Source organism: Ensifer sp. 22521, from assembly GCF_052044795.1.
Taxonomy (GTDB): Bacteria; Pseudomonadota; Alphaproteobacteria; order Rhizobiales; family Rhizobiaceae; genus Ensifer.
Genome location: NZ_JBQENM010000031.1, coordinates 59,340 through 72,860, shown reverse-complemented (window position 1 = coordinate 72,860; position 13,521 = coordinate 59,340). Strand labels below are relative to the sequence as shown.

At 62.2% G+C, this 13,521-nt stretch carries 16 protein-coding genes; 6 read left to right on the top strand and 10 right to left on the bottom strand.

The window, feature by feature from the left end; genetic code table 11:
• The 5 genes from ACTJKE_RS31355 to ACTJKE_RS31335 all read left to right on the top strand — a co-directional run.
• Nucleotides 1-708, top strand: a 708-nt coding sequence (locus ACTJKE_RS31355) for a mandelate racemase/muconate lactonizing enzyme family protein (RefSeq protein ID WP_440693448.1), incomplete at its 5' end; no start/stop codon positions are given.
• Nucleotide 709: 1 nt separating this feature from the next.
• On the top strand, nt 710-1,582 hold the full coding sequence (locus tag ACTJKE_RS31350) for an amidohydrolase family protein (protein ID WP_245296177.1): 873 nt from the start codon (nt 710-712) through the stop codon (nt 1,580-1,582).
• Between the two features lie 129 nt (nt 1,583-1,711).
• Nucleotides 1,712-2,689 carry a TRAP transporter substrate-binding protein gene (locus tag ACTJKE_RS31345; RefSeq protein ID WP_440661595.1) on the top strand — a complete coding sequence of 326 codons (978 nt, stop codon included), beginning with the start codon at nt 1,712-1,714 and terminating at the stop codon, nt 2,687-2,689.
• Nucleotides 2,690-2,770: 81 nt separating this feature from the next.
• Nucleotides 2,771-3,292, top strand: a complete 522-nt coding sequence (locus ACTJKE_RS31340; protein WP_058328344.1) for a TRAP transporter small permease — start codon at nt 2,771-2,773, stop codon at nt 3,290-3,292.
• Nucleotides 3,293-4,573 (top strand): TRAP transporter large permease, encoded by a 1,281-nt coding sequence (locus ACTJKE_RS31335; protein WP_058323221.1) that lies wholly within the window; start codon nt 3,293-3,295, stop codon nt 4,571-4,573.
• Between the two features lie 72 nt (nt 4,574-4,645).
• On the opposite strand, the gene ACTJKE_RS31330 is transcribed toward ACTJKE_RS31335, so the two are convergent.
• The 3 genes from ACTJKE_RS31330 to ACTJKE_RS31320 form a co-directional block, all read right to left on the bottom strand.
• Nucleotides 4,646-4,978 (bottom strand): tetratricopeptide repeat protein, encoded by a 333-nt coding sequence (locus ACTJKE_RS31330; protein ID WP_058323222.1) that lies wholly within the window; start codon nt 4,976-4,978, stop codon nt 4,646-4,648.
• Between the two features lie 30 nt (nt 4,979-5,008).
• Nucleotides 5,009-5,605 (bottom strand): flavin reductase family protein, encoded by a 597-nt coding sequence (locus ACTJKE_RS31325; protein ID WP_440661596.1) that lies wholly within the window; start codon nt 5,603-5,605, stop codon nt 5,009-5,011.
• A 152-nt stretch (nt 5,606-5,757) separates the two neighbouring features.
• The gene (locus ACTJKE_RS31320; RefSeq protein ID WP_058328345.1) at nt 5,758-6,366 is read right to left on the bottom strand and encodes a superoxide dismutase; all 609 of its coding nucleotides are present in this window, start codon (nt 6,364-6,366) and stop codon (nt 5,758-5,760) included.
• 167 nt (nt 6,367-6,533) lie between these two features.
• Here ACTJKE_RS31320 and ACTJKE_RS31315 point away from each other — a divergent pair, with 167 nt between their 5' ends.
• Nucleotides 6,534-7,145, top strand: a complete 612-nt coding sequence (locus tag ACTJKE_RS31315) for a helix-turn-helix transcriptional regulator (protein ID WP_113513101.1) — start codon at nt 6,534-6,536, stop codon at nt 7,143-7,145.
• 66 nt (nt 7,146-7,211) lie between these two features.
• Here the strand turns inward: ACTJKE_RS31315 and ACTJKE_RS31310 are convergent, their stop codons facing one another.
• The 7 genes from ACTJKE_RS31310 to ACTJKE_RS31280 all read right to left on the bottom strand — a co-directional run bounded on the left by ACTJKE_RS31310 (nt 7,212) and on the right by ACTJKE_RS31280 (nt 13,521).
• Nucleotides 7,212-7,979: a 3-hydroxyacyl-CoA dehydrogenase gene (locus ACTJKE_RS31310; RefSeq protein WP_058328347.1), complete on the bottom strand. Its 768-nt coding sequence runs from the start codon at nt 7,977-7,979 to the stop codon at nt 7,212-7,214.
• A 237-nt stretch (nt 7,980-8,216) separates the two neighbouring features.
• A complete protein-coding gene (locus ACTJKE_RS31305; protein WP_440661598.1) occupies nt 8,217-9,983 on the bottom strand; it encodes a peptidoglycan D,D-transpeptidase FtsI family protein in 1,767 nt (588 codons plus the stop codon).
• A gap of 268 nt (nt 9,984-10,251) precedes the next feature.
• Nucleotides 10,252-10,572, bottom strand: coding sequence for a FliM/FliN family flagellar motor switch protein (locus ACTJKE_RS31300; protein WP_057251683.1), 321 nt, complete (start codon nt 10,570-10,572; stop codon nt 10,252-10,254).
• Between the two features lie 155 nt (nt 10,573-10,727).
• Nucleotides 10,728-11,081, bottom strand: a complete 354-nt coding sequence (locus tag ACTJKE_RS31295) for a hypothetical protein (RefSeq protein WP_113513097.1) — start codon at nt 11,079-11,081, stop codon at nt 10,728-10,730.
• A 301-nt stretch (nt 11,082-11,382) separates the two neighbouring features.
• Nucleotides 11,383-11,652, bottom strand: coding sequence for a hypothetical protein (locus ACTJKE_RS31290; RefSeq protein ID WP_440661601.1), 270 nt, complete (start codon nt 11,650-11,652; stop codon nt 11,383-11,385).
• Nucleotides 11,649-12,437 carry a DUF899 domain-containing protein gene (locus ACTJKE_RS31285; RefSeq protein WP_440661602.1) on the bottom strand — a complete coding sequence of 263 codons (789 nt, stop codon included), beginning with the start codon at nt 12,435-12,437 and terminating at the stop codon, nt 11,649-11,651. The genes ACTJKE_RS31290 and ACTJKE_RS31285 overlap by 4 nt, the downstream gene beginning before the upstream one ends.
• Before the next feature lie 187 nt (nt 12,438-12,624).
• Nucleotides 12,625-13,521: a LysR family transcriptional regulator gene (locus tag ACTJKE_RS31280; protein WP_440661603.1), complete on the bottom strand. Its 897-nt coding sequence runs from the start codon at nt 13,519-13,521 to the stop codon at nt 12,625-12,627.

The following is a 13,521-nucleotide window of genomic DNA, read 5'->3' as shown; positions in this document are numbered from 1 at the left end:
CGCGTCTCCGACAATGCCATGGAGATGGCGGAACGCCGGGCGCAGGGGTTTCACGCCTGCAAGATCAAGATCGGCTTTAGCATCGACGAAGACCTGCGCGTCATCCGTGCCGTGCGCGAGGCGATCGGCGATGAAATGCGGCTGATGATCGATGCCAATCACGGCTACACCGTCACCGAGGCGATCCGCCTCGGCAAGGCGGCGGCGGACTACGATATCGACTGGTTCGAGGAGCCAGTGGTGCCGGAACAGCTTTCGGCCTATTGCGAGGTGAGAGCCGGGCAGCCCATCCCGGTCGCCGGCGGCGAGACCTGGCATACACGCTACGGCATGTGGCCAGCGATCGAGAGCCGCGCCGTCGATATCCTGCAGCCGGATCTCTGCGGCTGCGGTGGGTTCTCCGAGATGGCGAAGATTGCAAGTCTTGCTACGTTGCACGGCGTGCGCATCGTGCCGCATGTCTGGGGTACCGGCGTGCATCTTGCCGCGGCGCTACAGTTCATGGCGGCGATGACGCCAGATCCGGTGCGGGTAAACCCGATCGAGCCGATCATGGAGTTCGACCGGACGGAGAATCCCTTCCGCCAGGCGGTGCTGAAGACGCCGATCGAGGCCGTGAATGGTGTCGTTGCGATCCCGGACGCGCCTGGTCTCGGCATAGAGATCGATCGCGGTGCGCTCGCCCAGTTCAAGATGCCCGAGGCTTGAGATGATCGAGCGCACCCTCTCCGGCCGTCCTCCTGAACCCCGTCTGCCGAAGGGCACGGTCGATGCCCAAATGCACATGTATCTGCCGGGGTTTCCGTCGCTTCCCGGCGGTCCGCCTTTACCGGCTGAACCGTTGCCAGACGTCACGGCCTATCGCGGGGTCATGGATTGGCTCGGTATCGACAGGGTGATCATCACCCAGGGCAATGCCCACCAGCGGGACAACGCCAACACGCTTGCCTGTGTCGCCGCCATGAGGGATGCAGCACGTGCCGTCGTCGTCATCGACGAAACCACGTCCGATGCGGACATGCGCGCGCTGAGCGCATCCGGCGCCGTCGGCGCACGCATCATGGATCTGCCCGGTGGCGCGGTGGGGCTCGACGCGCTGGAAGCGATCGACGCACGGGCACACGCGGCGGATTGGATGATCGCCGTGCAGTTCGATGGCAACAGGATACTTGACCACCTGCCGCGGCTGGAGCGCATCCGTTCGCGCTGGGTGCTCGATCACCACGGCAAATTCTTCGCCGGCGTCGACCCGGATGGGCCGGAGATTGCAGCACTTCTCAAACTGATCGACCGGGGCAATGTCTGGTTCAAGTTCGCGGGCGTCTACGAGAGTTCGAGAGCGGGATGGCCCTACGAGGATGTGGCCGCCTTTTCGCGCAGGATCGCAGACCATGCCCCGGAACGCATCATCTGGGGCTCGAACTGGCCGCACAACATGATCCGGAAAACGGAAGACTATCCCAATGACGCGCGGCTCGCCGAACTGGTGCTCGGCTGGCTTGCCAACGACCGGGCAAAGCATCTGGCCCTCGTGGAGAACCCGGAACACCTGTTCAAGCTGCCGGCCTTCGCGGCGGCGTGACTTCGACCCGCGGCCGGAGCCGGGAGGCTCCCTGTCGGGCCCAAGGACATGAGATTTCGCATACCGGCCCGGACGGGCAGCAACTCGGCCTTGGGAGAGGCCGAAGCACGATTAGAGGAGGAGGAAAACATGAAGAAAATTGCAGGCATGCTTTGCGTCGCAATGGGGCTGGCGTTTGCCGGCACAGCGGCGCAGGCGCAGGAAATCACCTTGCGTTCGGCGGACATCCACCCGGATGGCTATCCGACGGTTGAGGCCGTGAAGTACATGGGGCAGCTGCTGTCCGAACGCAGCAACGGCCGGATCAAGATCGAGGTCATGAACAACGGCGTGCTCGGTGGCGAGAAGGACACGATCGAGCAGACCCGCTTCGGCGTCATCGACATGAACCGGGTCAACGCCGCGCCCTTCAACAACCTCGTCAAGGAGACGATGGTCCTTGGCATGCCATTCCTGTTCCGCTCGACCGAGCACATGCACAAGACGGTCGACGGCTCGATCGGCGAGGAGGTTCTCGCCGCTTTCGAGCCGCACGGTCTGATCGGTCTCGCCTTCTACGATTCCGGCGCCCGTTCCTTCTACACGACCAAAAAGCCGATCGAGAAACTGGCCGATCTTAAGGGGCTGAAGATCCGCGTGCAGCAGTCCGACCTCTGGATCGCGATGATGCAGGCCTTCGGCGCCAACCCGACGCCGATGCCGATGGGCGAGGTCTATTCGTCGCTTGAAACCGGTGTCGTCGACGGTGCCGAGAACAATTGGCCGTCCTATGAGTCCGCCCGTCATTTCGAGGTGGCCAAGAACTACTCGCTCACCGAACATTCTCTCAATCCGGAAATCCTGGTGGTCTCCAAGATGAGCTGGGACAAGCTCTCCTCCGATGACCAGGGCCTGATCCGCCAGGCGGCAAAGGATTCCGTCGGCAAAATGCGCGAATTGTGGAGCGCGCGCGAAAAAGTCTCGGAAGAGAAGGTTCGCGCCGCCGGTGCAAACGTCATCAAGGTCAACAAGGAAGAGTTCGCTGCCGCCATGGGGCCGGTCTACGACCAGTTCGTCAGCGACCCGAAGCTCAAGGACCTTCTCGAGCGGGTGAAGGCGGTCAAGTGACAGCAGACGGCGGGCCGGCTCCGAGAATGGAGCCGGCTTTCGCAACTGTCCATTGATCGCTTTTGCGGAGGAGGAAGAGACATGCGTCGTTTCATGCGGGCGATGCGCCCGGTTCTCGGAGCGCTAAGCCGCGCGTCGCTCTATATCGCCGGCGCCGGCATGGTCGCCATGACGTTGATCGTCGGCTGGCAGGTCTTTGCCCGCTACGTCTTGAACGACTCGCCAAGCTGGTCTGAACCCTTGGCCCTCCATCTCATGGCCTGGTTCATCATGCTCGGTGCCGCCGTCGGCGTGCGCGAAAGTGTGCATCTCGGGCTCGATGTCATCCGTCATGTGATGAAGCCTTCAGTGCAAATGGCCATGGACCTGACGAGCCTTGGCCTGATCGTCATCTTCGGCGCCTCCATGGCCTATTACGGCCTGCTTCTTTGCGTCGGCACTTGGACGGCCACCATTCCCGTTCTCGGCTGGCCGGGAGGGGTCGACTTTTTTCCGCTCATTGTCGGCGGTGGGATGATTGCCCTGTTTGCCGCCGAGCGTTTGATCGATCTGGTTCTGGGTGTCGATGTCGCCGCAGATGTCGTCGTGCAGGAGATGGCCTAAATGGCTTACACTATCCTCTTCGGGGTCTTCACCCTCTTGATGTTCATCGGCACGCCGATCGCGTTTTGCCTCGGCATCGCCTCGTTCGCCACCGTTCTCTATCTCGGCCTGCCGCCGGTGGTGGTGTTCCAGCAGTTGAATTCCGGCATGAACATCTTCGCCATGATGGCGATCCCGTTCTTCATCTTTGCCGGCGACCTCATGGTGCGCGGTGGCATTGCCAACCGGCTGATCCAGTTTGCCGCCGGCCTCGTCGGGCACCTTCGCGGTGGTCTCGGCCAGGTCAACATCGTCGCCTCTACACTCTTCGGCGGCATCTCCGGCTCGGCAGTGGCGGATGCCTCGGCGGTCGGCGGCCTGATGATCCCGCAAATGGCAAAGCGCGGCTATGACCGCGACTATGCCGTCAACGTCACGGTCAATGCGGCGATCATCGCGCTGATGGTGCCGCCGTCGCACAACATGATCCTTTATTCGATCGCAGCCGGCGGCAACGTCTCCGTCGCCGATCTCTTTACCGCCGGCATCATTCCCGGCCTGCTGCTTGCGCTTTCGCTGATGGTGACGGCCTATATCGTTGCAAGGCGCAGAGGTTATCCGGCCGAGCCGTTTCCGGGATTTTCCAAGGTCTTCTATTACCTGCTCGCCTCGTTCCCCGGTATCGTGCTGATCGGCATCATCTTCGGAGGCGTACGCTCCGGCGTCTTCACAGCCACCGAGAGCTCCTGCATCGCCGTGCTCTATGCTTTCCTCGTCGCCATGCTGGTTTACCGCGAGCTGGATTGGACGGGTTTCGTCGAGGCGGTGATGGGGGCGGTGCGGACCACCGCCATGGTGCTTCTGGTCATCGGCATGGCGGCGTCCTTCGGCTGGCTGATGGCGTTCCTGCAGGTGCAGGCGCTGATGATCAGCGCGATCAGCGCGATCTCGGAAAACCCGATCATCGTGCTGCTTGTCATCAACATCATCCTGCTGTTTCTTGGCACCTTCATGGATATGGCGCCGATGGTGATCATCTGCACGCCGGTGCTCTTGCCGGTGGTGAAGGCCTTCGGTATCGATCCGGTGCATTTCGGCGTGGTGATGATCCTCAACGCCGGCATCGGGCTCAACACGCCACCGGTCGGCACGGTGCTCTTCGTCGGCTGTGCCGTTGGCGGGATTTCCATTCGCGAGGCGATGCGCACCATCTGGCCGTTCTTCGGCGCCAGCATCGCGGTGCTGATGGCGGTCACCTACATCCCGGCCCTGTCGCTCTGGCTACCGTCGGTCTTCAAGTGAGTTGACCATTCGTGATCCTATCGAGGCTCGGCATCGCGGCCGGGCCCGGTCCCCCTCACACAGGGTCTGCTGCTATTCGTTCCTGTTGGCAGCGATGCATTGCCGCTCCAAGCGTTTCAGGAAAACGCCGATCTCTTTTGCCGCCTGCAGATCGCCCTTCCGTTCGGCTACGACGCGGCCTTCACGCCAGACCTGGATCGCCTCTTCGAACCGGGCGAGCTTGTGCAAGATGGCACCGCGCAGTTTCCACGCTGCCGAGTAATCCGGGTCGAAGGCGATCGCCCGCTCGACATGGGCAAGGGCGGTTTCGAGATCCGCCTCCTGAAGGCAGATGCTGCCGAGCGTGAAGCGCAGCAGGGCGTCGTCCTTGCCGTCCTGTAAGAGCTTTTCGAGCACTTGCCGCATTGCTGGAGTTCCTCCGACGCGATCGCCGATTCAGGCCGCAGGCTTAGTTGGGGCGAGGGTCGCATGTCCGTTGCCCGGCGGCGACGGCAACGATCTCGTCCTGTCGAGAGACTGATATCGCCGGCGGCTCCAGATCAAGGGGTCGGCATGGGTGGAAGTCTCGGTTGCGACAATTGTTCCGACGAACAGCGTGTGGTCCCCGACCTGCATCGAAGCGCTGAGCACGCAGTCGAGCGCAGCGGCGGCTCCGAGAAGCCTTGGCCGTCCGCTCGGCCAGTCGGCCCAGATGCCGACGAGGTAACGCTTGGACGCTTCGATCTTGCCGGCGAAGGCATCCGCGATTAGTTCCTGCCCTTCAGCCAGCATGGCCAGCGAGAAACCCTCTTCAGCGGCGATCAATGTGGCGAGCGGACTGTCCGCCTTGATCGAAATGACGATCGACGGCGGGTTGGCGGAAAGCGAAAAGGTTGCCGTCACGGTCCGGCCGAGACTATCTGTGCTTTTGCCGGCGCTTGCCACGCAGACGGTGGCGGCAAGATGCGACAGGGTGTCGGCGAACTCCGGTTTCGACACGGCCAGGTTGGCGTGAGCGTCGATATCGACAGAGAGCGAATATGTCTGGCGCATGGGTCGTGTTCCAACTGGGATAGCCCGTGGCGGCGGGGAGACGCCACGGGGGTTTGCGAAAGCCCAGGCGCAGGCGGGGCGAGAGGGCCGTCGCAAATTCTCTGACCATCCGATCCGCGAGCCGGTTCCGGCTCGCGGTGCTCATCGGCTGGTCAGGCGGACTTCAATTCCGCTTCGGCAAACTCGTAGTTGGCGAGCTTGTCGAGGAAGTTCGAGGTGTAGTCCGGTCGGCGGTTGCGGTAGTCTATGTAATAGGCATGTTCCCAGACATCGAGGCCAAGCAGGGCCTTGCCTTCGTTGGTTGCGACCGGATTGGAGCCGTTGGCGGTCTTCGTCACCTTGAGCTTGCCGTCAGGGCCGAGTACGAGCCAGGCCCAGCCGGAGCCGAACTGGCCGGTGGCGGCGGCCTTGAAGGCATCCTTGAAGCCTTGAACGCTGCCGAAGTCTTCGGTGATCTTGTTTTCGAGCGCGCCTGGGATCTGGCCGCCCTTGGGCGAAAGGTTTTTCCAGAAGAGGATATGGTTCCAATGCTGGCCGGCATTGTTGAAGACCGGCGCCAGTTCCGCCTTGCCGTGGCTGAGACGAATGATCTCCTCGAGCAACAGGCCGGCAAGCGATGCGTCCTTCTCAACGAAGCCGTTCAGCGCCGTGACATAGGCCTGGTGATGCTTGCCGTGGTGGAATTCGATCGTCTCGGCGCTCATGCCGTTTTCAGCGAGTGCTGCGGGTGCATAGGGAAGGGCGGGAAGTTCGAAGGCCATGATCAATTCCTTTGCGGGCGGGACACTCTCGACGGATCACTTGTCTGCGAATGGATGAGAGTGTATTTAGCAAGACAATTCTTTGTAAATCTGCGCGCAGGAATATGTCAAGCGATCACTTGTTAAATCCGGAGCAAAGCAGGGGCCGCACGCCGGGAGAGCGCATCATGCTGGCGCTGAAGCTGCATGGTCCGCAAACGGCGGCGGCACTCGGCAAGCGTCTGACGATTACCGGCGAGGCCGTACGGCAACAGCTGGTTCGCCTTGCCGAGGATGGTCTCGTCCTGTCCTGGTCGGAGGCGAAAGGCGTCGGTCGTCCGTCGCAATTCTGGGGGCTGACCGCACTTGGACACGCCGAGTTTCCCGACACGCATGCGGAGCTGACCGTCCAGCTGTTGAGGACGATCCGCCAGACGCTCGGCGAGGCGGCGATCGATCGGCTGATCGCGGCACGGGAGAACGAGACGCGGGAGAACTACAGCGCGGCGATGAGTGACAAGAAGAGCCTGCGCGAGCGGGTGGACGAATTGGTGCGGTTGCGGTCGCAGGAGGGCTACATGGCGGCCTACGAGGATCCCGGCGACGGAACGCTGCTGTTTGTCGAGAACCATTGTCCGATCTGCGCCGCTGCGACGAGCTGCCAGGGCTTCTGCCGGGCGGAGTTGAGCGTGTTCCGCGCAGTGCTTGGCCCCGGGGTCGAGGTCGAGCGCGCCGAGCACATCCTCGCCGGCGCCCGCCGCTGCGCCTATGTCGTCAGGATGGTCGATCAGGCCGCCTGATCTGCCTTGGTAAAGGCGTGGCGCCGCGCCCGGTTGAATACGAGCGCGGTGCCGGTGCTGGTCCTGTCAGCGCGCGCCCATACGCAAGGCGCCGTCGAGGCGGATGACTTCGCCATTCAGCATGCGGTTCTCGCAGATGTGCTGCACGAGGGCCGCAAACTCCTCCGGTTTACCGAGGCGCTGCGGGAAGGGCACGCTCTTGCCGAGCGAATCCTGCACTTCCTGCGGCATGCCGGCCATCATCGGCGTTTCGAAGATGCCCGGTGCAATGGCGACGACACGGATGCCATAGCGCGCAAGCTCGCGGGCGATCGGCAACGTCATCGAGACGACGCCGCCCTTGGACGCCGCATAGGCGGCCTGGCCGATCTGGCCGTCGAAGGCGGCAACCGATGCGGTGTTGACGATCACGCCTCGTTCGCCGTCCTCGCCCGGCTCCTCCCGCTGGATCGCCTCGGAGGCAAGCCGCAGCATGTTGAAGGTGCCGATCAGGTTGATGCCGACCGCGCGCGAAAAGCTTTCGAGGCGATGCGGGCCGTCGCGGCCGAGTACCTTTTCGCCCGGCGCGATACCGGCGCAGTTCACCAGTCCATGGAGATGGCCGAAGCGATCCAGTGCCGCTGCAACGGCGGCGGCGCCATCCGCTTCGTTGGTGACATCCGTCTTCTGGAAGAGGGCGTTGCTGCCAAGTTCCTCGGCCATCTTCTGGCCGGCCTCGGCGTTGACGTCGGCAAGAACCACACGGGCACCCTCGCCATGCAGTCGCCGCGCGACGGCTGCGCCGAGGCCCGAACCGCCACCGGTCACGATAAAGACTTTTCCATCGATCAGCATCTGAGGCTCCTCCCGTACCGGATCGTGTCGTTCGTGCATGTTTCCTTTAATCGTGCTCGATCAAAGGGCAAAAACATGCAGCACGTCAAAGTGCTACAGCGACCCTAGCGCGTCTAACGAGACGCGCGGCGCTGCAGGACATGGACATAGCCTTGCTGAGGCATGAAGCCAAGGGTGGCGGGTGCGGCGATGCGTCCATTCCCGGTCCGCGTCACCGCCTCCTTTCCGCAAACCGCTTTAGAAGTCCGCCACCAGGTGCGGTTCGCGCTCGGGTCCAAAGCGGGGTTGGACGCCGAGGAAGGAACCGGCGCGACTGATGATCTCCCGGACGACGGGCGCCGCTGTGTGCGCTGCCTGACGGCCGCCTCTCTCGCCCGTCAGCGGTGCATCGACGATCGAAAGGACGATGTAGCGCGGGTTATCCATGGGAAAGCCCGCTAGAAAGGCATTGAAATTGAGGTTTGTGGCGTATCGGCCATTGATGACCTTGTCCGCCGTGCCCGTCTTTCCTCCGACATGGAAGCCGGGCACCTGGGCGTGGCGGCCGGAGCCCAGCTGGCCGTTGCGGTTGTAAAGGTAGCGCATGTCGGCGCTCGTCGTCGGTTGCAGGACTTGCTGAGCCTGCGCCTTCGCCGTCTCGGGGGATCGCGGAAGGAACGTCGGAGAGATCAGGGTGCCGCCGTTCAGGAGAGCGGCAGCAGCGACCGCGGTTTGGAGCGGCGTGGTCGCAACGCCGTGTCCGAAGGATATGGTCACCGAATTGATCTTCTTCCAGCTCCGGGGCTGCGTGGGCGTTGCCACGCCCGGCAGCTCGGTCTCCATCTTGGAAAGAAGCCCAAGCTTGGTTAGAAAGGCCTGATGTCCCTCGATGCCGACCATGTCGGCGACCGCGGCGGTTCCGATATTGGATGAATACTGAAAGACCTCGGGAATGGTGAGGGGGCGATACTTGCCGCGAAAATCCTTGATCGTGAAGCCGCCCATGCGGATGGGGCGCGATGCATCGACCACGGAGTTGAGGCTGATCTTGCCGGCGTCCAGGCCCATCGCCAGGGTGAAGCTCTTGAACGTCGAGCCCATCTCGAACGTCGCATTGCTCATCCGGTTGAACCAGCCCTTTTCGTATTCCTTGTCGATATTGCCATCCGGCAGCGTGCGCGAAGGCTGGTTCGGATCGTAGTCGGGCACCGAAGCCATCGCGATGACTTCTCCACTCTCCACATCCAGGACCACGGCACCGGCGGCTTCCGCCTGGTAGTCGATCATGGCGCGCGCAACCGCTTCCCGAACGATGCTCTGAACGCGAATGTCGATCGAGAGCTTGACCGGCTCGAGCGGGGTGTTGCCGGTCAATCCCGCCGCCCGGAGATGGGCAAGTCCTTGCTGATCGATGTAGCGCTCCATGCCCTGCAGGCCCTGATTGTCGACGTTGACATGCCCGAGGATATGCGAGGCCGTCGATCCGCCCGGATAAAAGCGCCGCTTTTCCGGCCGGAAGCCGGTGCCGGGAATGCCGAGTGCCAGTATGTCCGCCTGCTGTCGCGGCGTGAGCTGCCGCCGCAACCACTGGAAGGCGGTGCCGGATCGAAGCTTCCGGTGCGTATCGCGCCAATCGAGATTGGGAATGACGGTCGCGAGCTTCTCGACGACTTCGTCCGCATCGACGATCTTTCGCGGCTCGGCATAGAGCGACACCATGTTGACGTCGGTCGCCAGCAGTTCCCCATGCCGATCGACGATGTCAGGGCGGGAGGCCACAGCGTGGTTGGTGTAGTTGATCCACGCCGTCGCGACAGGTCTTTCCAGTCCGTACTGGATCAGGCGGCCCATGATCACCAGAAAGATCACGGCAAAGCCGGCGATGATGATGCCAAGCCGTTGCTTTGCCTGCGCTCTCCGGCCCAGGGTGATGCCGACGACCGCTCCGCTTTTGCCACTGACGTTTCTTTTCAGGGAAAAATGTGCCCGGCTTTTCAGCCGGACGGCGAGAGAGATCAATGTCATTCCGAACGCATCCAGATCTAAGCCACCCGAAGCTATGGGATCAGTCTGCCAGCCGGCACACCGAACAAGGCTCTCGGACGGGAATTAAAAGAGGATAGGCTTTGCCTGTGCGGCTAAAATTGTTCGGTATGTCCTAACAACCTATTAACCCTTGCGCGTTCTGGTTGTTGATCCACAGGCAATCGACGGAGAACCGCGTGGAGACCGGATCAACGCCGGAAGAAAAGGGCCTCCGCGTCTCTCCGGCGCGGATTGCGCGGCGTTGAAACTAGCGCTGCGCGATCGGCGATATATCGATAATCCTGATGCCGACGGCGTTGCTGGATTCGTCATAGACGATCTCTCCTCTACCGATGACCATCCCGTTGACCTTGAGTTCGACCGGATCGCCGAAATCGCGGTCGAGGTGGATCGTATCATCAGGGTGGAGTTTTGAAATCTGTGAGACCGTCAGCCTGGCGCGACCGATGACCGCCTCGATCGCGAGCGGGATGCCCTGGACCGCCCGTTCGCTCATCACCGAGCGGCTCTCGAGCGCAGGTCTCTCATCGAGCTCGACCAGTTCATCCTGTAGCTTCTTGTTAATCATTCTGCACCATCCAAAGCACTGATTCACGACTCTTTAACAAAGAGTTGCGCCAGTTCGCCCTGGGTGGCAACCGTGGCTAAATGGGGGTTCTTTCTGCCTCGCAAGGGAGCGTTAACAAACAGTTAACATCCACAACGCGCGCCCGGCAGAAGGCCTCAAAGCGTCACCGCGTTCCAGTTTCCGTCCCGTTTTTGGAAACCGATCATACGACGGCCGTTCGGCAACTTGTCACCGAGTCGCACGACATAGACGTAGCCCTCGTACACCATCAGACCCTGATCACCGTTGCTGTAGAGGATCTCGAAGCTCGGCTGGTTCGGGGAAGCGCCTGCACCTGTCGGAGCCCCTGACGGATCGATCGCCGCCACTTCCGAGGGGACGTTTTGGGGACCAACGAGATAGTATAGCGACGACGCAAGGGCGGCGGCGCAGAGGAGGGCGCCGACCAGCGATGGCATCAGGCGCAGCTTGAAACGTTTTGGCGTCGGCTGAGGTGTTGCAACACTCAAGTTCGTTTTCCCGATTCGATCAAATACTGCTATCGGGACCGTTCTCACGCGGCATTACCCGGCAGCCGTTATAGACGATGCTGTTCGTGGGCGGCCGGATCTGCTTTGCGGAAGCCGTTCCCTGCTTCAATCCAAAGAGGTCACGACCTCTCAGAATCAACAGCATGCCCATTCGTCGATATCAGGGACATATGGTCCTGGTCGTTTCCACACCTTTTGAGTGTCTGCAACATCGGCCCCACTTCACCTTCAAGTAGGGCCGATACGGTGCCTTGCCAGGGGATATGTCGACCGGCCGCCTCTAGGCTGCTTCGCGCTTGCCGGTTTGGAGAAGCCGCAGCCATGGGGTCAGGTGGAAGACGCTCATGAAGATGTACATCACGGTCATCCCGCCAATCTTCAGTCCCTGCTCGCTGGCACATAACATTTGTCCGACATCGGCGCCCCATGCGCCGGTCGAAATCGCCATGAGCGCGAAGGTCGGCGATGCCGCGAGGGCGAGCCCATCGGCCGCCCTCCGTGCTGCCGTCCGGTGGACCTCCCGCGCGCCCGCAGAGAGGCTCGCGCTCATCGTACCGAGCTCGCGTCCTGGTTTCGCATCGCGGCCTCGCCGGCGTCCGAGACCTCGACCCAGCGCCGATCGGGCGCGGCGCCTTCGACATAGCTGTCGTTCCAGTTCCACCACTTGTACGTCGGCGTCTGGGGATAGCCTTGGGGAGAGTCCTCCCAGACCTCCTGTCGGCCGAGCGGCGTGATGTCGAGATAGTTCCAGGTGCCGCCCATCTGCTCATCACCGCGGTTGTTGATGAAGTAGGTACGGAACAGCCGGTCGCCGTCGCGGAAGAACACGTTGTGGCCGTGCCACTCGTCGACGCCGAAATCGAGGTCGAAGCTGTCGGTGATGGTGTACCACGGCATCGTCCAGCCCATGCGCGCCTTCAGCCGGGCAATATCGGCCTGCGGCGCCCGCGAAGCGAAGACCAGAGTGGTGTCACGGGCATTGAGATGGGCAAGGTGGGCAACCTGGTCGGCGACCATGGAGCAGCCGCGGCAGGCGTGCTCGGGCCAGCCATAGACGCCGGGCTCGTAGAAGGCGCGGTAGACGATCAACTGATGCCGGCCAGCAAAGAGGTCAAGCAAGCTTTCCTTGCCCTCGGGGCCCTCGAAGACATATTCCTTCGTGACCGCCATCCACGGCATGCGCCGGCGCTCTGCAGCAAGCGCATCGCGAGCATGCGTGTGTGCTTTCTCTCTGACGAGCAGGTTCTGGCGCGCCTCTTCCCAGGCCTGTTGCGAGACCACCTGCGGCTTCTGCATGGCTGGCTGGTCGGTTGCATTCTCGACTGTCTTGGTCATGGCTTTCAATCTCCTCGTTTTAGACGAAGCCTGCGTCGCACGGGTGAGAGCGCCGGGATGCAGGTCGTCGTGCCGTCATCGAGGGTAGTTTGGCACCGCGGATCAAATGGCGGGAGTAACAACTGTGACGGTATTCATTCGGAGCGGCGCGATGGGGGCGTGTGGGCCGGCGACCTTTCCTCCTAGTCTAGAGCCCGGCCAGCCGGATCTCGCCGGCGACGAAATCGGCAAAGGCCTTTACCTTCGGCAGCAGCAATCGATTGGTTGGGTAGACGATATAGATGCCGCGCTCAGCAAGTTTGTGTTGCGGCAGAATCCGCACGAGCTTGCCTTGGGCGAGCAGCGGGTTGGCAATGAAGGATGGCAAGGCGCCGATACCGATGCCGGCCTGGACCATCTCGCTCAGCATCAGGCTGTTGTCGACGACGAAGCGTGCAGGCAGTTCGATGCTCGACCTGCCGTCGGGACCTTCCACGATCCAGCTTCCCGCCTGGTCGGCGAGCCGGTAGCGGAGGCAATCATAGTTCTTGAGTTCGCCCACGCTTGCCGGCGTACCCCTGGCCGACAGATAGGCGGGCGCGGCGCAGATGATCTGTTCGACCTCGCCGAGCCGCTTGGCGATCAGCGATGAATCCGCAAGGGCTGCGCGCACGCGGATTGAGACATCGAACCCCTCCGAGACGACGTCGAGCACGTGATCGTCGAGCGTCATGTCGACCTTCAACTGCGGATGCAGCGCCATGAAGCGGGCCAGCATCGGCGCAAGGACCGTCAGCCCGAAGGAGAGGGGAGCGTTGATCCGCAGCCGGCCATTGATCTCACCGGCTTCGCCCGATGTCGAACGCTCCAGCTGGTCGAGTTCGTCGAGGAGCCTGCAGCACTCGGCGAAGTAACCACGCCCGGTCTCTGAGAGGCTCATGCGCCGGGTGGTGCGCAGAATGAGCACGGTGCCGAGGCGTTCCTCGAGTTGCCGGATCTGCTTGCTGATCGACGCATTCGATTGTCTGAGCTCCTCGGCCGCCTTGTTGAAGCTTTGAAGCTCAACGACGCGCCGAAACGCCCGCATGGCGGCCAACAGATCCAT

What these genes read in the sequence shown, in the direction of transcription:
- ACTJKE_RS31350 (WP_245296177.1), top strand. Translation starts at nt 710, where the DNA reads ATGATCGAGCGCACCCTCTCCGGCCGTCCTCCTGAACCCCGTCTGCCG.
- ACTJKE_RS31345 (WP_440661595.1), top strand. Translation starts at nt 1,712, where the DNA reads ATGAAGAAAATTGCAGGCATGCTTTGCGTCGCAATGGGGCTGGCGTTT.
- ACTJKE_RS31340 (WP_058328344.1), top strand. Translation starts at nt 2,771, where the DNA reads ATGCGTCGTTTCATGCGGGCGATGCGCCCGGTTCTCGGAGCGCTAAGC.
- ACTJKE_RS31335 (WP_058323221.1), top strand. Translation starts at nt 3,293, where the DNA reads ATGGCTTACACTATCCTCTTCGGGGTCTTCACCCTCTTGATGTTCATC.
- ACTJKE_RS31330 (WP_058323222.1), bottom strand. Translation starts at nt 4,978, where the DNA reads ATGCGGCAAGTGCTCGAAAAGCTCTTACAGGACGGCAAGGACGACGCC.
- ACTJKE_RS31325 (WP_440661596.1), bottom strand. Translation starts at nt 5,605, where the DNA reads ATGCGCCAGACATATTCGCTCTCTGTCGATATCGACGCTCACGCCAAC.
- ACTJKE_RS31320 (WP_058328345.1), bottom strand. Translation starts at nt 6,366, where the DNA reads ATGGCCTTCGAACTTCCCGCCCTTCCCTATGCACCCGCAGCACTCGCT.
- ACTJKE_RS31315 (WP_113513101.1), top strand. Translation starts at nt 6,534, where the DNA reads ATGCTGGCGCTGAAGCTGCATGGTCCGCAAACGGCGGCGGCACTCGGC.
- ACTJKE_RS31310 (WP_058328347.1), bottom strand. Translation starts at nt 7,979, where the DNA reads ATGCTGATCGATGGAAAAGTCTTTATCGTGACCGGTGGCGGTTCGGGC.
- ACTJKE_RS31305 (WP_440661598.1), bottom strand. Translation starts at nt 9,983, where the DNA reads ATGACATTGATCTCTCTCGCCGTCCGGCTGAAAAGCCGGGCACATTTT.
- ACTJKE_RS31300 (WP_057251683.1), bottom strand. Translation starts at nt 10,572, where the DNA reads ATGATTAACAAGAAGCTACAGGATGAACTGGTCGAGCTCGATGAGAGA.
- ACTJKE_RS31290 (WP_440661601.1), bottom strand. Translation starts at nt 11,652, where the DNA reads ATGAGCGCGAGCCTCTCTGCGGGCGCGCGGGAGGTCCACCGGACGGCA.
- ACTJKE_RS31285 (WP_440661602.1), bottom strand. Translation starts at nt 12,437, where the DNA reads ATGACCAAGACAGTCGAGAATGCAACCGACCAGCCAGCCATGCAGAAG.
- ACTJKE_RS31280 (WP_440661603.1), bottom strand. Translation starts at nt 13,521, where the DNA reads ATGGATCTGTTGGCCGCCATGCGGGCGTTTCGGCGCGTCGTTGAGCTT.